This is a genomic window from Phycicoccus sp. DTK01, from assembly GCF_017312765.1.
GTDB classification, from domain to species: Bacteria; Actinomycetota; Actinomycetes; order Actinomycetales; family Dermatophilaceae; genus Phycicoccus; species Phycicoccus jejuensis.
This window is the reverse complement of sequence record NZ_BOPU01000002.1, coordinates 690,948-708,036: the sequence shown is the minus strand read 5'-3', so window position 1 is coordinate 708,036 and position 17,089 is coordinate 690,948. Positions and strand designations below refer to the sequence as shown.

At 74.3% G+C, this 17,089-nt stretch carries 19 protein-coding genes; 7 read left to right on the top strand and 12 right to left on the bottom strand.

Annotated elements, in window-relative coordinates; translation table 11 throughout:
• Nucleotides 1–16: 16 nt before the first annotated feature.
• From J3473_RS07155 to J3473_RS07145, 3 genes are read right to left on the bottom strand one after another with little or no spacing between them, the layout of a single operon-like run.
• Nucleotides 17–793, bottom strand: a complete 777-nt coding sequence (locus J3473_RS07155) for a VOC family protein (RefSeq protein WP_207022485.1) — start codon at nt 791–793, stop codon at nt 17–19.
• A complete protein-coding gene (locus J3473_RS07150) occupies nt 790–1,788 on the bottom strand; it encodes an o-succinylbenzoate synthase (RefSeq protein ID WP_207022484.1) in 999 nt (332 codons plus the stop codon). Before J3473_RS07150 ends, J3473_RS07155 begins: the two co-directional genes overlap by 4 nt.
• A gap of 32 nt (nt 1,789–1,820) precedes the next feature.
• Entirely contained in the window at nt 1,821–3,092 is a 1,272-nt protein-coding gene (locus tag J3473_RS07145; RefSeq protein ID WP_207022483.1) for an Nramp family divalent metal transporter, read from the bottom strand.
• Between the two features lie 68 nt (nt 3,093–3,160).
• Between J3473_RS07145 and J3473_RS07140 the strand changes: the two genes are divergently transcribed.
• The gene (locus J3473_RS07140; RefSeq protein WP_030526693.1) at nt 3,161–4,108 is read left to right on the top strand and encodes a 1,4-dihydroxy-2-naphthoyl-CoA synthase; all 948 of its coding nucleotides are present in this window, start codon (nt 3,161–3,163) and stop codon (nt 4,106–4,108) included.
• Between the two features lie 28 nt (nt 4,109–4,136).
• Complete coding sequence (locus tag J3473_RS07135) at nt 4,137–5,567, top strand: short-chain fatty acid transporter (protein ID WP_207022482.1); 1,431 nt, start codon at nt 4,137–4,139, stop codon at nt 5,565–5,567.
• A gap of 11 nt (nt 5,568–5,578) precedes the next feature.
• On the opposite strand, the gene J3473_RS07130 is transcribed toward J3473_RS07135, so the two are convergent.
• Entirely contained in the window at nt 5,579–6,034 is a 456-nt protein-coding gene (locus J3473_RS07130) for a hypothetical protein (protein WP_207022481.1), read from the bottom strand.
• A 103-nt stretch (nt 6,035–6,137) separates the two neighbouring features.
• Between J3473_RS07130 and menE the strand changes: the two genes are divergently transcribed.
• Genes menE through J3473_RS07115 form a run of 3 tightly spaced genes read left to right on the top strand, consistent with a single transcriptional unit; the run spans nt 6,138 to nt 8,476 of the window.
• A complete protein-coding gene (menE, locus tag J3473_RS07125; protein ID WP_207022480.1) occupies nt 6,138–7,298 on the top strand; it encodes an o-succinylbenzoate--CoA ligase in 1,161 nt (386 codons plus the stop codon).
• Nucleotides 7,299–7,302: 4 nt separating this feature from the next.
• On the top strand, nt 7,303–7,584 hold the full coding sequence (locus tag J3473_RS07120) for a PLDc N-terminal domain-containing protein (protein WP_207022479.1): 282 nt from the start codon (nt 7,303–7,305) through the stop codon (nt 7,582–7,584).
• Between the two features lie 7 nt (nt 7,585–7,591).
• Nucleotides 7,592–8,476, top strand: coding sequence for a 1,4-dihydroxy-2-naphthoate polyprenyltransferase (locus J3473_RS07115; protein WP_207022478.1), 885 nt, complete (start codon nt 7,592–7,594; stop codon nt 8,474–8,476).
• Between the two features lie 370 nt (nt 8,477–8,846).
• Here the strand turns inward: J3473_RS07115 and J3473_RS07110 are convergent, their stop codons facing one another.
• The 8 genes from J3473_RS07110 to J3473_RS07075 all read right to left on the bottom strand — a co-directional run bounded on the left by J3473_RS07110 (nt 8,847) and on the right by J3473_RS07075 (nt 15,751).
• Nucleotides 8,847–9,182 carry a DUF4229 domain-containing protein gene (locus tag J3473_RS07110; RefSeq protein WP_051750097.1) on the bottom strand — a complete coding sequence of 112 codons (336 nt, stop codon included), beginning with the start codon at nt 9,180–9,182 and terminating at the stop codon, nt 8,847–8,849.
• 13 nt (nt 9,183–9,195) lie between these two features.
• A complete protein-coding gene (ccsB, locus tag J3473_RS07105) occupies nt 9,196–10,182 on the bottom strand; it encodes a c-type cytochrome biogenesis protein CcsB (protein WP_207022477.1) in 987 nt (328 codons plus the stop codon).
• On the bottom strand, nt 10,179–11,786 hold the full coding sequence (locus J3473_RS07100) for a cytochrome c biogenesis protein ResB (protein WP_242525732.1): 1,608 nt from the start codon (nt 11,784–11,786) through the stop codon (nt 10,179–10,181). Before J3473_RS07100 ends, ccsB begins: the two co-directional genes overlap by 4 nt.
• Nucleotides 11,783–12,544 (bottom strand): cytochrome c biogenesis CcdA family protein, encoded by a 762-nt coding sequence (locus J3473_RS07095; protein WP_030526684.1) that lies wholly within the window; start codon nt 12,542–12,544, stop codon nt 11,783–11,785. Before J3473_RS07095 ends, J3473_RS07100 begins: the two co-directional genes overlap by 4 nt.
• Nucleotides 12,541–13,140 (bottom strand): TlpA disulfide reductase family protein, encoded by a 600-nt coding sequence (locus J3473_RS07090; RefSeq protein WP_207022476.1) that lies wholly within the window; start codon nt 13,138–13,140, stop codon nt 12,541–12,543. Before J3473_RS07090 ends, J3473_RS07095 begins: the two co-directional genes overlap by 4 nt.
• The gene (locus J3473_RS07085) at nt 13,137–13,811 is read right to left on the bottom strand and encodes a histidine phosphatase family protein (protein ID WP_207022475.1); all 675 of its coding nucleotides are present in this window, start codon (nt 13,809–13,811) and stop codon (nt 13,137–13,139) included. Before J3473_RS07085 ends, J3473_RS07090 begins: the two co-directional genes overlap by 4 nt.
• Before the next feature lie 107 nt (nt 13,812–13,918).
• The gene (gene hemL / locus J3473_RS07080) at nt 13,919–15,247 is read right to left on the bottom strand and encodes a glutamate-1-semialdehyde 2,1-aminomutase (RefSeq protein ID WP_207022474.1); all 1,329 of its coding nucleotides are present in this window, start codon (nt 15,245–15,247) and stop codon (nt 13,919–13,921) included.
• 15 nt (nt 15,248–15,262) lie between these two features.
• Nucleotides 15,263–15,751 carry a MarR family winged helix-turn-helix transcriptional regulator gene (locus tag J3473_RS07075; RefSeq protein WP_207022473.1) on the bottom strand — a complete coding sequence of 163 codons (489 nt, stop codon included), beginning with the start codon at nt 15,749–15,751 and terminating at the stop codon, nt 15,263–15,265.
• Between the two features lie 101 nt (nt 15,752–15,852).
• Between J3473_RS07075 and J3473_RS07070 the strand changes: the two genes are divergently transcribed.
• Entirely contained in the window at nt 15,853–16,389 is a 537-nt protein-coding gene (locus J3473_RS07070; RefSeq protein WP_207022472.1) for a YceI family protein, read from the top strand.
• A 242-nt stretch (nt 16,390–16,631) separates the two neighbouring features.
• On the top strand, nt 16,632–17,078 hold the full coding sequence (locus J3473_RS07065) for a hypothetical protein (RefSeq protein ID WP_207022471.1): 447 nt from the start codon (nt 16,632–16,634) through the stop codon (nt 17,076–17,078).
• The last annotated feature ends 11 nt before the right edge of the window (nt 17,079–17,089 follow it).

Below are 17,089 nucleotides of genomic sequence, written 5' to 3'. Positions count from 1 at the left end.
AGGACCGGCGCGGACGTCAGCGCGCCGGGCTCGGCGGGCGGTCGGTGAGGCAGTGCACGCGGCCGACCGGGTCGAGCAGCACCGTCCAGAACGAGCGCTCCTCGAGCACCACGGCGCCGGCGGCGACGTGCCGCGCGGTGTCCGTGGCCCGGTCCGCGCACGCGAGGTCGACGTGCCCGCGCACCTCGCCGTCCTCCTCGCCGAGGGTCTGCAGGAGGATGCGCACCGGCATCGCGGCGCCGGCGCTGACCGACGCGTACCCGGGCTCGTCGGAGGCCCGCCAGGCCCATCCGGTCAGCCTCTGCCAGTACGTGTTCTCCGCCTCCCACCGCGAGCGCGGCACGTCGAGGCAGCACTGGTCGAGGATGCTGGTCAGCCCGTCGCGTGGCTGGCCCCGACGGCCGGCCCGACCGTCCCACGTCGTGAGGCAGTGGACGAACCCTCCGGGCGAGCGCAGGACGACGACGGTGTCGCCGATGGCGCCCACGCGCGTGGCCCCGAGCGCCTCGGCCCGCGCGGCGGCGAGGTGCACGTCCTCGACGTCGAGGTCGAGGTGCACTCCCCCGCGACCGGAGCCGACGGCCTGCAGCTTGAGCCACGGGTCTCCCTGCGGCGGTGCGAGGGTGGCGAACTCGTCACGCTCGCCGCGGCGGTCGACGACCTCCTGCCCGGTCACCTCGGACCAGAAGGCCCAGGACCGCTCGGCGTCGGCCACGGGGGTGTCGAGAAAGAGCCAGACCCACCGGACGGCCGCGCCGCCGGGGACCTCGTCGTTCGTGGTGGCTCCGGTCATGCGGGTGCTCCCGTCAGCTGGTCGTGGGCGGCCGCGATGCGCTCGCGCCACCAGTCGGTCCGTTCCGGGGGCGCCGCCCATCGCTCGAGCAGCCCCGGGTCGGCGGCGACGCGGCGCACCGGCAGCGCGCCGTCGGCGGGCCTCATCGGCTCGGTCGTCACGTCGCCGGCGAGCAGCGCCACCGTGCCGAGCCCGCACGCGAACGGCAGCTCGGGGAGGGCCGCGGCGAGCGCCACGCCGGCGGCCATCCCGACGCTCGTGTCGAGCGCGGACGACACGACCGCGGGCAGCCCGCAGGCCTCGACGACCTCGAGCGCCTGCCGCACGCCACCGAGCGGCGCCACCTTGACGACGACGACGTCCGCGGCCTCGAGGTCGCGCACGCGCAGCGGGTCGGACGCCTTGCGGATGGACTCGTCGGCCGCGACCGGGACGTCGAGCCCGCGGCGGCCGAGCAGGAGCCGCAGGTCGCGCAGCTCCTCGACCGTGGCGCACGGCTGCTCCGCGTACTCGAGGTCGTACCGGGCCAGCCGGCCGAGGACCTGCGCGGCCTCCTCGACCCCCCAGCCCCCGTTGGCGTCGACCCGGACGCGGCCGCTGCGCCCGAGCACGGACCGTACGGCGGCGACCCGGTCGACGTCGGCGGCGGACGGCTGGCCGCGTTCGGCGACCTTGACCTTCGCGGTCGTGCAGCCCGGGAAGCGCGCGAGGACCCCGGCCACCTCGTCGGGCGCGACGGCGGGGACGGTGGCGTTGACGGGCACGCTGTCGCGCAGCGGCTCCGGCCATCCCGTCCACGCGGCCTCGATCCCGGCGGCCAGCCAGCGCGCCGCCTCGGCCGGCCCGTACTCGAGGAAGGGCGCGAACTCCCCCCACCCGCGGGGTCCCCGCAGGAGCGCCGCCTCGCGGACGAGGACCCCCCGGAAGGGGACCCGCATGGGGACGGCGACGACGTGGAGGCCGGCGAGGACCTCCGGCAGGGCTGCGACCGTCACCGCACCACCGTAGGACGGACCGCGCGCCGCGGTCAGTCGCCCGTGACGACCTTCACGAGCTCGTTGGCCGCGAGCGCGACGAACGCGACGGCGGTGATCCCCATCCAGAGGTTCGACCACCACTTGTTGCGCCACTCGCGCGGGACCCGGTCGGTGTTGAGCAGCCAGATGAGCGTCACGGCGAGGAACGGCATGAAGAACGCCCCGAGGACGCCGTAGGCGAGCAGCAGCCAGACGGGGCGGCCGACGAGGATGAGCGCGATCGGCGGCAGGGTCAGCCAGAGGATGTACGCGCGGTACCAGCGGCCGCCGATGCCGCGCTCGGGCGCGTCCTCGGGCAGCTTGCGGACGTGGCCGACGAAGTCGGCGAACATCAGGCTGACGCCGTTCCAGACACCGAGGAGCGAGGACATCGCGGCGGCCCAGAAGCCGACGAGGAAGACCTTGCTCGCCCACGTGCCGTAGCGGTCGTCGAGGACGTTCGCGAGGTCGAGGAGCCCCTGGTCGCCGGTCTGCACGGCGATCTTCGCGGAGTAGAGCAGCTCGGCCCCGACGATGAGCGTGGCGACGACGAAGATCCCGGTGACGATGTAGGCGACACGGTTGTCGAGACGCATGACGCGCATGAACCGAGGTGTCGTCCACCCCTTCTCGCGGATCCAGTAGCCGTAGGCCGCGAGCGTGATGGTGCCGCCGACGCCGCCGGCGACCGACAGCACGTTGACGACCGACCCGGCGGGCACGGTCGGCGCCAGCCCGACGAGCAGGTCCGGGACGTTGGGGACGGTCAGCACCGCAGCGCCGACGACGGTGACGAACATCAGGCCGACGAGCGCGGCGCAGAGCTTCTCGAAGAGCTCGTACCGGCCGAACCAGACGAGCAGGGCGCCGACCACGCCGGACCCGATGCCCCACACCGGGACCGACACGGCGGGGAAGAGCGAGTGCAGCGGGAGCCCCGTGCCGGCCATCGCCGCGGCGCCGTAGACGAAGCCCCAGACGACGATGTACGGCCCGAAGTAGAACGTCGTCCAGCGGCCGAGGCTCGACCATCCCTCGTAGATCGTCGAGCCCGTCGCGAGCGTCCACCGGCCGGCGCCCTCGACGAGGACGATCTTCATGAGGCAGCCGACGACGACGGCCCACAGGAGGGCGTAGCCGTACTTCTGCCCGGCGATGAGGGTGGCGACGAGGTCGGCCGCCCCGACGCCGGTGGCGGCGACCACGAGGCCCGGCCCGACGAGGCGCCATCGCGGCGAGGAACCGGACTCGGACTGCTGGGGCGGCGAGGTCGTCGTCGACATGCGTCCCCACCCTGCCGGACGAGGCAGCCCGTCGGGGCTTTGCGCGCTGCCCGGCTAGCCTTGCCGCCGTGAGCGCGATCCCCGGAGTCAGCGAGACCTTCGACCCCTCGGCCTGGGAGGACGTGCCCGGCTTCGAGGACCTCACCGACGTCACGTACCACCGCGCGGTCGGGCTCGGTTGTGTCCGAGTCGCGTTCGACCGGCCCGAGGTGCTCAACGCGTTCCGGCCGCACACCGTCGACGAGCTGTACCGCGTCCTCGACCACGCCCGCCGCACCGCCGACGTCGGCGTCGTCCTCCTGACCGGCAACGGCCCGACGCCGCGCGAGGGCCAGTCGGCGCGCACGGCCGGCTGGGCGTTCTGCACCGGCGGCGACCAGCGCATCCGCGGCCGCTCGGGCTACCAGTACGCCGAGGGCGAGACCGCCGACACCGTCGACGAGCGCCGGGTCAAGGCCGAGGGCGGGCGGCTGCACATCCTCGAGGTGCAGCGGCTGATCCGCACCATGCCGAAGGTCGTCGTGGCCGTCGTGGGCGGCTGGGCGGCCGGCGGCGGGCACAGCCTCCACGTCGTCTGCGACCTCACCGTCGCCTCCCGCGAGAACGCCCGCTTCAAGCAGACCGACGCCGACGTGGGCTCGTTCGACGGCGGCTACGGCAGCGCCTACCTCGCGAAGATGGTGGGGCAGAAGTTCGCCCGCGAGATCTTCTTCCTCGGCCGCGAGTACACCGCCGAGGACATGCACCGGATGGGCGCGGTCAACATCGTCGCCGACCACGCCGAGCTCGAGGCCACCGCGCTCGGGCTCGCCCGCGACGTGATGTCGAAGTCGCCGCAGGCGCAGCGGATGCTCAAGTTCGCCTTCAACCTGCTCGACGACGGGCTGATGGGCCAGCAGGTGTTCGCCGGCGAGGCCACCCGGCTCGCGTACATGACCGACGAGGCCGTCGAGGGGCGCGACCAGTTCCTCGAGAAGCGCGACCCCGACTGGTCGCCCTTCCCCTGGTACTTCTGAGACCCCGACCCCTGACGCGAGGACGACCATGTCGACGACGACCGCTCCCACGACCGACGAGCGCGGGCTCGCCCGCGTCGCCCAGACCTTCGCCGCGTTCACCGAGAAGTGGTTCCCCGACGCGTGGGTCTTCGCCGCGCTCGGTGTCGTCATCGTCTCGGTCGCCGCGCTGGCCAACGGGTCCACGCCGGCCGCCGTCGTCGAGACCTTCGGCACCGGCTTCTGGGACCTGACGGCCTTCACGCTCCAGATGGCGATGGTCGTCCTCACCGGCTACGTCGTGGCGACCGCTCCCCCGGTGGCCCGGCTCATCGAGGCGCTGGCCCACCTGCCCAACGACCCCCGCCGCGCGGTGGCGTTCGTCGCGTTCCTGTCGATGAGCGTCTCGCTGCTCAACTGGGGCCTGTCGTTGATCTTCGGCGGCCTGCTCGCCCGGGCCGTCGCCCGCCGCGAGGACCTCACCGTCGACTACCGCGCGCTCGGCGCCGCCGCGTTCATGGGCCTGGGCGCCGTCTGGGCGCTGGGCCTCTCGTCGTCGGCCGCCCAGCTCCAGGCGACGCCGGCCTCGCTGCCCGCCCCGCTGCTCGAGATCACCGGCGTCCTCGACTTCGGGAAGACCATCTTCACCTGGCAGTCGATGGTCTCGGCGCTGCTCCTCATCGTCCTGACCACCGTCATCGCGTGGGCCTCGTGCCCCCGAGGCGCGTCGGTGCGCACGGCGCAGGACATGGGCATCGACACCGAGGACCTGCCCGAGGCGCCCCCGGAGCGCGAGCGCCCCGGCGAGTGGCTCGAGTACTCGCGCGTGCTGCCGGTCCTGCTCGGGGTCATCACGCTCGGCTGGCTCGTCGGGCAGCTGCTCGAGAAGTCCGCGGTCGCGGTGCTCAGCAGCCTCAACGGCTACCTGCTCGTCTTCCTCGTCCTCGGGCTCGTCCTGCACGGCACGCCGCGGCGCTTCCTCATGGCCGTCCAGAAGGCCGTGCCCGCGACGGCCGGCATCCTCGTGCAGTTCCCGCTCTACGCGGCGATGGCGGCCGTCCTCACCAAGGCCGAGGGCCGCGGCGGCGAGACCCTCTCGGACCACCTGTCCTCGATCTTCACCTCGTTCGGCGGGGGCGGCGGGTTCGCCGTCGCGCTGGCCGTCTACACCGCCGTGCTCGGCATCCTCGTGCCCTCCGGCGGCGGCAAGTGGCTCGTCGAGGCCCCGTACGTGATGCAGGCCGCCACCGACGTGCAGATGAACCTCGGCTGGACCGTCCAGATCTACAACATGGCGGAGGCGCTGCCCAACCTCGTCAACCCGTTCTTCATGCTGCCGCTGCTCGCCGTGCTCAAGCTGCGCGCCCGTGACCTCGTCGGGTTCACGTTCCTGCAGTTCGCGATCCACCTGCCGGTGGTGCTGCTGCTCGTGTGGCTGCTGGGCAACACCTTCGACTTCGTGCCCGCCGTCCAGCCGTAACCGGCGCTCCCTCAGCCGGACCCGCCGAGGTCGACGTCGTAGGCGGCGTAGACGAGGTCGGACCCGCGCTGACGGTGGCGCACGAGGCGGCCGAGCAGCTGCGTCGCCGCCTCGCGGTGGACCCGGACGGCGTCCTCGTCGGCGAGCCCGTCGTCGCGCTCGTCGAGGAGCCGCTCGACCTCGGCGACGACCTCGACGTGGTCGACGAGCTGGCGGGCCACGTCGTGCGCCAGCCGCGGGGCGCGGGTGCGCAGGTCGGCGTAGAGGCCGTCGGGCGCCTCCGTCAGCGCGACGTGGTCGCGCAGGTCGTGGGCGAGCTCGGTCAGGGCGGCGCGCACCCGGCGCCGCCACACCGGCCCGAGCCCGACCGGCAGCGCGAGCGCCGCGTCGAGGGCGGCCATCGACTCCCCGAGCTCGGCGCGGTGCGCGCGCAGGCGCTCCAGGTCCGTCGTCGTGGTCCCGAGCATCCGGCCACCTCCTCGCGCTCGCCCCATGGTCCCGCGGGACGCCGCGGATGACCAGCCCGGGGCGGCGGCCGGGCGGCGCGCTGCGGCTGGGTACGGTGACCGCATGGACGTCGAGCCGCTGCCCGTGCCCGCGGGCGAGGAGGCCGTCGCGGTCCTCCCCCGGCTGCGCCGGGCCCTCGCCGGCGGCGGCGCGGTCGCGCCCTACGTCGCCGGGTCGCAGCCGCCGCAGCTGCCCGCGCGGGCGGCCGCGGCCGACGACCTCGCCGTCGTCGTCGGCACCTCCGGCTCCACCGGCGCACCGAAGCTCGCGATGCTCGGGGCCTCCGCGCTGGGCGCGAGCGCCCGCGCCACCCACGAGCGGCTCGGGGGTCCCGGCCAGTGGCTGCTCACCCTGCCCGCCGGCCACGTCGCCGGCCTCCAGGTCCTCCTGCGCGGCCTCGACGCCGACACCGAGCCGGTCGCCACCGACCTCTCCGCCGGCTTCACCCCCGGCGCCTTCGTCGCGGCCGTGCGGCGGATGGACCCCCGCCACCGCCACTACACCTCGCTCGTGCCCACCCAGCTCGTCCGGCTGCTCGCCGACCCCGCCGCGACCCACGCCCTGACGACGCTGCACGGCGTCCTCGTCGGCGGCGCCGCCACTCCCCCGGTGCTGCGCCGCCGGGCCGAGGCCGCGGGCGTCCGCGTCCTCACGACCTACGGGATGAGCGAGACGTGCGGCGGCTGCGTCTACGACGGCACCGCCCTGCGCGGCGCGGAGGTCCGCCTCGACGACGACGGGCGCATCCGGCTCGGCGGCGCCACGCTCGCGCACGGCTACCTCGGGCGGCCGGACCTCACCTTCCGCGCCTTCGAGGTCGACCCCGACGGCTCGCGCTGGTACCGCACCGACGACGCCGGGCACCTCGACGACGACGGCCGGCTGCACGTGGACGGCCGGCTCGACGACCTCGTGACGACCGGCGGGCTCAAGGTCGCGCCCCGCGTCGTCGAGGAGGCCGCCCTCGAGCACGTCCCCGGCGTCCTCGAGGCCGTCGTCGTCGGTACGCCGGACCCGGAGTGGGGTCAGGCGGTCAGCCTCCTCGTCGTCCCGGCCCCCGACGCGCGGCCGCTCTCGCTCGCCGAGGTCCGCGACCTCCTGCGCCCCCACCTGCCGGCGCACGCCCTGCCGCGGCGGGTCACCGCGGCGGGCGCCGTCCCCCTGCGCGGGCCGGGCAAGCCGGACCGGGCCGCCGTGGCCGCGTTCTTCCCCGTGGGAGGATGACGGGGTGCTGCGGTTCCTGCCCGTCGTCCTCAGCCTCGCGCTGACGATCTGGACCCTCGTCGACTGCATCCAGACCGACGACGGGTCCGTCCGGAACCTGCCCAAGATCGCCTGGATGCTCCTCATCCTCCTCTTCCCGGTCGTCGGGCCGGTCGCCTGGCTCGTCGCCGGGCGCCCTGCCGGGCCGCTCCTCGGGGGCGGTCGGCCGGGCCGCGGCACCCCCGGGCCGACGCGGCGCCCGCCGCGCGGCCCCGACGACGACCCCGACTTCCTCAAGGGACTCTGACCGACCGATGGCCACTCTCGCCCAGTGGGTGGCGGGCGCCCGCCCGCGCACCCTGCCCGCCGCCGTCGCCCCCGTCGTCCTCGGCACCGCCGCCGCCCTGCGCGTCGGCGAGGCGGACGCCGGGCTCGCGCTGCTCGCCCTGCTCGTCGCCCTCGCGCTGCAGGTCGGCGTCAACTACGCCAACGACTACTCCGACGGCATCCGCGGCACCGACGAGGTGCGCTCGGGCCCGGTGCGGCTCGTCGGCCAGCGGCTCGCCGACCCGCGCAACGTCAAGGTCGCGGCCTTCCTGTCCTTCGGAGCGGCCGGGGTCGTCGGGCTGGCGCTCGTCGCGCTCTCGCAGGCCTGGCTGATGCTCCCGCTCGGCGCGCTGGCCGTCCTCGCGGCGTGGCGCTACACCGGCGGCGACAACCCCTACGGCTACCGCGGCCTCGGCGAGGTCTACGTCTTCGTGTTCTTCGGCCTGATGGCGACGCTCGGCACGGAGTACACCCAGGCCGGCGCGGTCTCGTGGTTCGGCCTCGCGGGCGCCGTCGGCGTCGGGGCCGTCGCCTCGGGCATCCTCGTGGCGAACAACCTGCGCGACATCCCCACCGACGTCGAGCACGGCAAGCGGACCCTCGCGGTGCGGCTCGGTGACGCCCGGACGCGCGCGTTCTACGTCGGGCTCGTCGGGGTGTCGGTGCTGGCCCTGCTCGTCATGGCCCTCTGGCAGCCGTGGGCGCTGCTCGGCCTGCTCGCGCTCGTCGTCGGGTGGCGCGGGGTGCGGGTCGTGCGCGCCGGCACGACCGGGCCCGGGCTCATCCCGGTGCTCGCCGCGACGGGGCTGTACGAGGTGGCGTACGCCGTCCTCGTCCTCGCCGGCGTCGCCCTCGGCCGCGCCCTCACCTGACCCTCCCGCCCCACCCGCCTCGACATTTCGGGGTCACCCCGAAATGTCCACGAGACACGAGCTCGGAGCCGGGGTCTCGTGGACGAACCCCTGTCTCGAGGTGATGCTCGACCTCCGGAGGGTCGGGTTTCACCTCGACCCGGGACCGAGGCCGCGGGTCGAGGTATCCGGGCACCACCGGGCAGCGGCGGCACACCTCGACCCGTCCGCGCCCCCCACTGATTGCGAGTTCCGCCGCTCGACGCGCCGCCCGGCGGCGTGTCGAGCGGCTCAACTCGCAATCAGTCGGATGCTCTCCGCCGGCGCGCGCGGGTCGAGGTGAAAAGCGACCACGGGAGGGTCGGGTTTCACCTCGACCGGGCGGAGCGGGTCAGCGGAAGTCGTCGTCCTCGGCAGTGGCCGGGCGCGCCGCGGTCGACGGCCGGACGATGACCTCCTCGTCCTCGGCCTGCTCGTCGGTGCGCCGGTCGCCGCCCTTCTCCCGGCGGGCGGCCGCGCGCCGCTCGATGGTCTCGGACAGCTGCGCCGAGTAGTCCTGGCGGAAGCGCCGCAGCGCCACGTACGAGATGGCCATCGACGCCAGGGCCGCGAGGACGACGAGGAGCAGCAGCTGCTCCTCGTCGCGCAGCCCCGCGAGCCACAGCGCGAGGACGCAGCCGAAGAAGATGAGCAGGCGCAGGACGGTGTAGCGCAGGAAGGCGTTCATCGAGCGGGGTCCCTCACATACCCGAGTAGGAGTGCTGGCCGACGAAGAACACGTTGACCACGGCGAAGTTGAGCAGCACGCAGACGAACCCCGCGAGCGAGATCCACACGGCGTTCTGACGCTTCCAGCCGGTCGTCGCGCGGGCGTGCAGGTAGGCCGCGTAGACGGTCCAGATGACGAAGCTCCAGACCTCCTTCGGGTCCCAGTTCCAGTACGAGCCCCAGGCCTGGCGGGCCCAGATGGCGCCGGCGATGACGGTGAAGGTCCACATCGGGAAGGCGACGATGTGCGTCGCGTACGTCAGCCGCTCCAGCGCCCGGGCCGTGGGCAGCCGCCGCATGAAGGCCGCCCGGCCGGTCGCCCCGCCCTCGCGCGCCTCGACGCGGTCCTGGATCAGGTAGAGGATGCCGAGCGAGGCGCCGATGGTGAACACCGCGACCGACATCGTCGCGACCGTGACGTGGATGGCCAGCCACACCGAGCGCAGCGACGGCATGAGCTCGGAGGCGTCGGTGTACCAGACGGTGATGGCCGCGCCGAGCACGAGCAGCACCGGGCCGGTGACGAAGACCCCGAGCCAGCGCAGGTCGCGGCGGGTCGACCACGCGACGTAGGCGAGCAGCGTGAACATCGCCCCGACGATGGCGAACTCGTACATGTTGCCGAGCGGCCAGCGGTGCACCTCGAGAGCGCGCAGCACGACGCCGGCGACGACCAGCAGCGTCCCGAGGACGGTCAGCGAGTGCCCGATGCCGGCGGCCTTGCGCGCGCCGGCCGGCTCGTCGGCCTTCTCGGTGGGGACGGCGGGCGCGTCGTCCGCCGGCGCGGAGCCGCCACCGGCCGCGACGAGCTCGCGCTCGGGCGCCTCGACGGCGACGGCCTCCCGGGCGGGCACGACGCGGGCCAGGTACAGGCCGTGCGCGAGCATCGCGAGGGTCAGGACGACCATCGCCGAGTAGACGGACAGGTTCGACAGCTGCGCGAGCGTCAGGTCGGTCATCGGGTTCCTCCGGGTGCGGTGAGGACGGCGGCGACCTCGTCGGCCATCCCCTCGTCGTCGTCCTTGGCCAGGCCGCCGACGGAGACCACGGTACGACCCGTGCCCTCCTCGGGGCGAACCCGGACGAAGACCCGGCGGCGCCGGACGACGAGGCTGAGGACGAGCCCGGCGAGCGCGAGCAGCGCCGAGACGAGGGTGAGGGTCTTGCCGGGGTCGGTGCGGATCGAGAGGCCGGCGAAGCGCTCGACCCCGTCGAAGGTGATGGAGCCGCGCCCCTCCGGCAGCTCGTAGGTCTGGCCGGGCTTGAGGAGGATGCGCAGCTGGTCGGCGCCGTCCTTGCCGGGCAGCGGCTTCATCTCGGCCGTGTCGAGCGTGTAGACCGACTGCGGACCACCGCCCGGGAAGAGCGTCCCGCTGAACGCGGTGAGCGCCAGCTGCGGGTCGAGCGTGTCGGGGAAGGTCGAGTGCGGGCCCTGCTCGGAGTCGATGACGCCGGTCGGGAGGAAGAACCCCGCGAAGCCGAGCTCGTCGGGCTGGGCACCGGGCACCTTGATGGCGCCGACCGACGTGTAGTTGTTGTCCTGCGGGAGGAACGGCGTCGCCGAGGTGTAGATGGCCTTGCCGGCGGCGTTGCGCACGGTCACCTTCGGGGCGTAGCCGTTGCCGAGGAGGAAGACGCTGCCGCCGCCGGTCTCGAGCGGGTGGTTGACGGCGATCTCGCGCGCCTCGGTGCGACCCTCGGGCGTGGTGAAGGTCGTGTACGCCCGGAAGTCGCGCGGCATCCCGAACTGCCCGCGGCCGGTGTCCTCGGTCTCGAACTTCACGTCGAGCCGGTCCAGGCGGATGGCGTACGGCGAGAGGTCGTTGACGTCGACCCACGGGCCGGGGCTGAAGGTGTCGTAGGACGAGAGGCTGTTGGCGAAGGTGTCGCCGACCGGGACGATGACGTCGCCCTTCCAGCCGAGCAGGTGCCCCCACGCGACGCCGACGAGGACGCCGATGAGCGCGAGGTGGAAGACGAGGTTGCCGGTCTCCTTGAGATAGCCCTTCTCGGCCGACAGCGAGGTGTCGTCGTGGGCGTGCACCCGGTAGCGCTTGGAGCGCAGGACGCCGCGCAGCCGCTCGCGCACCTCGTCCGGGGTGCCGTCGACGACCTCCTCGGTGTGCGCGGCGAGGCGCTCGAGGCGACGCGGGGCCCGCGGCGGCCGCGAGCGCAGCTGGTGCCAATGGATGCGGCTGCGGGGCGCGACGCACCCGATGAGCGACACGAACAGGAGGAGGTAGATCGCGGCGAACCACGGCGACGCGTAGACCGCGAAGAACCCGAGCTTGTCGAGGATGGGCCCCGCCGTCGGGTGGTCGGTGATGAACTGCGTCGTGCGCGCGGCGTCGATGGAGCGCTGCGGGAAGGTCGAGCCGGGGATGGCCGCGACCGAGAGCAGGAGCAGCAGGAACAGCGCGGTGCGCATGCTCGTCAGCTGTCGCCAGAGGAAGCGCAGCCAGCCGACGGCGCCGAGCCGCGGCTGGGTGACCGGCGTCCGAGGGGGCGTGCCGTCGCCGGCGGGGGCGGTCTCGGTCGTCGGACGGTCGTCGGTCGTGCTCACAGGGACACCTCGAAGCCGGAGACGAGCTCGGTCTGGACCCAGCGGTTCATCGTCTCCCAGACGCCGGTGAGCATGAGCAGCCCGACGACGACGAGCAGGACGCCGCCGAGGAGCTGGATGGTGCGCATGTGCCGGCGCAGCCAGGCGGACGCGCGGCCCGCGCGGTCGAGCCCGGCCGCGACGAGCAGGAACGGCAGGCCCAGCCCGAGTCCGTACGCGAGCGCGAGCGTGACCCCGCGGGTGACCTGGGCGTCGCCGGACGCGGTGGCCATCACGAGGACGGCGGCCAGGGTCGGGCCGGTGCAGGGAGCCCATCCCAGCGCGAACACCGCACCGAGCAGGGGCGCCCCGAGCAGGCCGGCCCGCGGGCGCCAGTGGATGCGCACCTCCCGCTGGCTACCGAGGCCGACGAAGACCAGCCCCATGAGGACGACGACCGCGCCGCCGACCCGCAGCAGCACCTCGCGCTGCTCGACGAGGACGCTGCCGACGCCGGTGACGAAGATCGACCCGAGGACGAAGACGACGGTGAACCCGACGACGAACAGCAGCGCGCCCGCAAGGGTGCGCCCGCGCGAACGGTCGGCGGCGGACTCGCCGGTCAGCCCCGTGACGTAGCCGAGGAAGCCGGGGACGAGGGGCAGCACGCAGGGGCTCGCGAACGAGACGAGCCCGGCGAGCGCGGCGACACCGACCGCGAGCGGGAGCGCCCCGCTCGTCACGGTGTCGCCGGTGGCGGCGACGAGGCCGGCGGTCACTTCTCCGCGACCACGTCGTCGACGAGGCCGGAGAGGGTCGTGGCGTCGACGGGGCCGTTGACCCGGGCGGCGATGCGTCCCTCCCGGTCGAGGACGAGGGTGCTCGGCGTCGTCGGGGCCTTGCCCTGGAGGCGCAGGATGAGCAGGCCCGGCTTGTCGCTGAGGCTCGGGTAGGTGATGCCCGCCTTCTCGACGAACGCCGCGCCGCGCTCGGCCTCCTCGCGGAAGTCGATGCCCATGAACTGCACCGGCGCCTTCTTCGCCTGCTGCTCCTCCCAGGCCTTCTGGAGGTCGGGGGCCTCGGCGACGCACGGGGCGCACCAGGAGCCCCAGACGTTGAGGACGAGCACCTGCCCGCGGGTCGAGGTGATGTCCCACGCGGTGCCGTCGAGCAGCTGCCCGTCCATCGTCACCGGCTCCAGCCGGTCGGCGACCGGGATGGTCTCGACGGCGCCGTCGCCGCTGATGTACCCCTTCTGGTCGCCGGCCTTCGCCTGCGCGGCCACCGAGTTGGGGTCGCTGCTGCAGCCGGCCAGCACGAGGGCGGCCAGCGCCGCGGCGCCGAGCGCGGCCCGGCGGGACGGCGTCCGGCTCATGCGCCGGCCCCCTTCTGGGCGCGGGGCAGCAGCTGGGCGGCGGGCTCGGCGTACGACAGCGAGAGCAGCTCGTCGCCGAGGAAGGTCAGGGAGGTGAGGCTCGCGAGGGAGCACTCACGGCGGGCGGGGTTGTGCACGAGGGGGCGTCCTTCGGTGGCGAGCCGGATCATCCAGATCGGCGCCTGGTGGCTGACGATGACCGCCTCGTGGCCGCGGGCGGCGGCCCGGGCGTCGACGATGGCGGAGCGCATCCGCTCGACGATCTCGCCGTAGGGCTCGCCCCACGACGGCCGCAGCGGGTTGAGCATCTTCGGCCACAGGCGCGGGTGGCGCAGCAGTCCCTGGCCGCCGGCGACCGGCAGTCCCTCGAACTCGTTGCCGGCCTCGAGCACCCGCTCGTCGAGGGTGACGGGGAGGTCGTGCGCGGCCGCGACCGGCGCCGCGGTCTCCTGCGCCCGCTCGAGGGGGCTGGAGACGACGTGGACGACGTCGTGGTCGGCGAGGTGCTCGGCGGCGAGCTCGGCCATGTGGCGCCCGAGCTCGGAGAGGTGGTACCCGGGCAGCCGCCCGTAGAGGACCTGCCCGGGGTTGTGGACCTCGCCGTGCCGCAGCAGGTGCACGGTCGTGCGCTGCGGCTCGGCGGGGACGGCGCCACCGGCGGTCGGGGTCATGCTCGCGATTGTCGCAAACCCACCTGAGTGCCGCGGACGGGGTTCGACACCGCCGCGGCGACCCGGCGGGCCGTCAGACCCGGCGGGCCGTCAGACCCGGCGGGCCGTCAGCCGGCCGCCGCCGCGGCGGCCGCGCCGGGCAGGGCGTCGAGCACGCGCTGGACGGCCGCGTCGTCGTGCGAGGCCGAGACGAACCAGCACTCGTAGGCGCTCGGCGGCAGGTAGACGCCGGCCGAGAGCATCGCGTGGAAGAACCGACCGAAGGCGGCGGTGTCCTGGTCGCGGGCGTCGTCGTAGTCGCGCACCTCTCCGTCACGGAAGAAGACGGAGAACATCGAGGAGGCGTACTGGACGCGGTGCGCGACGCCGGCGGCCGAGAGCGCCTCGGACGCAGCGGTGCTGATGGCGCGGGACACCTCGTCGAGGCGGGCGTAGACGGCGTCGTCGCAGTGCTGCAGCGTGGCGAGGCCGGCGGCGGTCGCGACGGGGTTCCCGCTGAGGGTGCCCGCCTGGTAGACCGGCCCGTCGGGCGCGAGGAGCGCCATGACGTCGGCGCGGCCGCCGAACGCCGCCGCCGGGAAGCCGCCGCCCATCACCTTGCCGAAGGTCAGCAGGTCCGGGGCGAGGTCGAGGCCCTCGTGGCCCCACCAGCCGGCGCGGCTGCAGCGGAAGCCGGTCATCACCTCGTCCGAGACCAGCAGCGCGCCGTGCTGCGCGGTGACCCGGCGCAGCGCCTCGGTGAACCCGGGCTGCGGCGCGACGACGCCCATGTTGCCGGCGGCGGCCTCGGTGATGACGCACGCGATCTGGTCACCGCGGGCGGCGAAGAGCTCCTCGAGGGCGGCGACGTCGTTGTACGGCAGCACGATCGTCTCGGCGGCCATCTGCTCGGGCACGCCGGCGGAGTCGGGCAGCGCGAGCGTGGCGACGCCCGAGCCGGCGGCGACGAGGAGGGAGTCGACGTGGCCGTGGTAGTGCCCGGCGAACTTGACGACGAGCGGGCGGCCGGTGAAGCCGCGGGCGAGGCGGATGGCGCTCATCGTCGCCTCGGTGCCGCTGCTCACGAGGCGGACCTGCTCGACGGGCCGGACGCGGGCCACGATCTCCTCGGCGAGCGCGACCTCGTTCTCGCTCGGGGTGCCGAAGGACGTGCCGCGCGAGGCCGCGGTGTGCACGGCGTCGAGGACGGCCGGGTGGGCGTGGCCGAGGATCATCGGGCCCCAGCTGCCGACGAGGTCGACGTACTCGTGGCCGTCGGCGTCGGTGAGGAGCGGTCCCTCGCCGCGGACCATGAAGCGGGGCGTGCCGCCGACCGAGCGGAAGGCGCGGACCGGGCTGTTGACGCCACCGGGGGTGACGGCGCGGGCCCGGGCGAGGAGGGCGGCGGAGGCGGGCGCCTCGTCAGCGGCGGCGGGGGCGGTGGAGGTGTCGGTCACCTCCCCATTGTCGGGTCAGCAGGGCTCGCAGGGGGATGCCGGGGTCGTCGGGTCGCTGGCGTACGCGTCGCGGACGGCCTCCATCGCCTCGCCGAGGGCGCGGAACTGGTACGGCGTGAGGACGTCGACGAGGTGGCGGCGGACGCTGGCGACGTGCGCGGCGGCGAGCCGCTCGACGGCGCCGAGGCCGTCGTCGGTCAGCTCGAGGACGACCCCGCGGCCGTCGTCGGGCGCCGGGGTGCGGCGCACCCAGCCGCGGCGCTCGAGGCGGGCCGCGGTGTGTGTGACCCGGCTGCGCGACTGGACGATGAGCTCGGCGAGGGCGGACATCCGCAGCCGGCGGCCCTCGGCCTCCGAGAGCATCGAGAGCAGCTCGTAGTCCGAGAGGCTCACACCCTCGCGGGAGAGGTCGCGGTCGAGGGCGACGTCGAGCTCGCGGTTGCCGCGCAGGTAGGCGCGCCACCACCGCTGCTCGTCGCTCGCCAGCCACCGGGTCGTCTCCACGGGGTCATCGTCCCACGACCCGGGAGGCGGAATAGTCGGAGATGGTGCATAGTTGAAGCGTCAACTACCGCATGCCCCACCCTCTCGAAGGAGCACCACCCATGACCGACACCCTCACCGGCCTCTCCACCGGCACCTGGACCATCGACCCCACCCACACCGAGGTCGGCTTCGTCGCCCGCCACCTCATGGTGAGCAAGGTCCGCGGCTCGTTCACCGACGTCGCCGGCACCGTCGTCGTCGGCGAGACCCTCGCGGACTCCACCGCCGAGGTCACCATCAAGACCGCCTCCGTCGCCACCGGCACCGCCGACCGCGACGGCCACCTGCGCAGCGGCGACTTCTTCGACTCCGAGAACCACCCCGACATGACCTTCCGTTCGACCTCGTTCGACGGCTCCACCCTCACCGGCGACCTCACGATCAAGGGCGTCACCAAGCCGGTCTCGCTCGACGTCGAGTTCGGCGGCGTCGCGACCGACCCGTGGGGCAACGAGAAGGCGGCCTTCGAGGCCTCCGGCGAGCTCGACCGCACGCAGTGGGGCCTCACCTGGAACGCCAACCTCGAGAAGGGCGGCGTCCTCGTCTCCGAGAAGATCAAGCTCGTCATCGACCTCCAGCTCGCCAAGCAGGCCTGAGCGAGGTCCCTCCCCGGCTCCGCTCCCTCCGGCGAGCCGCCCGGGCATCCCGTCGTGCAGGGACGACGGGATGCCCCACCCCGGACCGCCCGTCACGCAGCGCGTGGCGGGCGGTTCGCCGTCCCCGCCCCATCCCGTCCGGAGTCGAGTGCGGAAGCGGTCGCCCCGGCGACCGTGTGCGCCCTCGACCCCCGGTGGATGCCGCCGCGGCCCCGTCGGTGGCGGCCCGTAGCGTCCGCGGCATGACGGAGTGGAGCGAGGTCCTGGCCGGCGTCACACAGTCGCTCGGCGGCGGGCGCGACGCAGGACGGGCCCGGATGCTCGCCGCCTGGGATGGGGCCGGGCCGGGCGAGCACGCCCCGCGCTGCGTGCTCGCGCACTACCTCGCCGACCTCGAGCCCGCCCTCGCCGACGAGGTGGCGTGGGACGAGGTCGCGCTGCGCGAGCACGCGTACCTGGCCGACGACGCGCTGGCGCCGGTCGGCATCCCCTCGGCCGCGGCCCTCGCGCCCAGCCTCCACCTCAACCTCGGCGACGGCTACCGCCGCCAGGGGCGTATCACCGAGGCCCGTCGCGAGCTCGAGGCGGCCGAGACCACGGCCCACCTGCTCGGTGACGACGGCTACGGCGAGCTCCTGCGCGGCGGCATCGAGCGCCTGCGCGCCCGCCTCGACGCCGGCGACGACTGACGCCCGCCGTC

Coding starts and splice junctions, on each gene's coding strand:
- J3473_RS07155 (WP_207022485.1), bottom strand. CDS start 793: ATGACCGGAGCCACCACGAACGACGAGGTCCCCGGCGGCGCGGCCGTC.
- J3473_RS07145 (WP_207022483.1), bottom strand. CDS start 3,092: ATGTCGACGACGACCTCGCCGCCCCAGCAGTCCGAGTCCGGTTCCTCG.
- J3473_RS07135 (WP_207022482.1), top strand. CDS start 4,137: ATGTCGACGACGACCGCTCCCACGACCGACGAGCGCGGGCTCGCCCGC.
- J3473_RS07130 (WP_207022481.1), bottom strand. CDS start 6,034: ATGCTCGGGACCACGACGACGGACCTGGAGCGCCTGCGCGCGCACCGC.
- menE (WP_207022480.1), top strand. CDS start 6,138: ATGGACGTCGAGCCGCTGCCCGTGCCCGCGGGCGAGGAGGCCGTCGCG.
- J3473_RS07115 (WP_207022478.1), top strand. CDS start 7,592: ATGGCCACTCTCGCCCAGTGGGTGGCGGGCGCCCGCCCGCGCACCCTG.
- J3473_RS07110 (WP_051750097.1), bottom strand. CDS start 9,182: ATGAACGCCTTCCTGCGCTACACCGTCCTGCGCCTGCTCATCTTCTTC.
- ccsB (WP_207022477.1), bottom strand. CDS start 10,182: ATGACCGACCTGACGCTCGCGCAGCTGTCGAACCTGTCCGTCTACTCG.
- J3473_RS07090 (WP_207022476.1), bottom strand. CDS start 13,140: ATGAGCCGGACGCCGTCCCGCCGGGCCGCGCTCGGCGCCGCGGCGCTG.
- J3473_RS07085 (WP_207022475.1), bottom strand. CDS start 13,811: ATGACCCCGACCGCCGGTGGCGCCGTCCCCGCCGAGCCGCAGCGCACG.
- J3473_RS07070 (WP_207022472.1), top strand. CDS start 15,853: ATGACCGACACCCTCACCGGCCTCTCCACCGGCACCTGGACCATCGAC.
- J3473_RS07065 (WP_207022471.1), top strand. CDS start 16,632: ATGACGGAGTGGAGCGAGGTCCTGGCCGGCGTCACACAGTCGCTCGGC.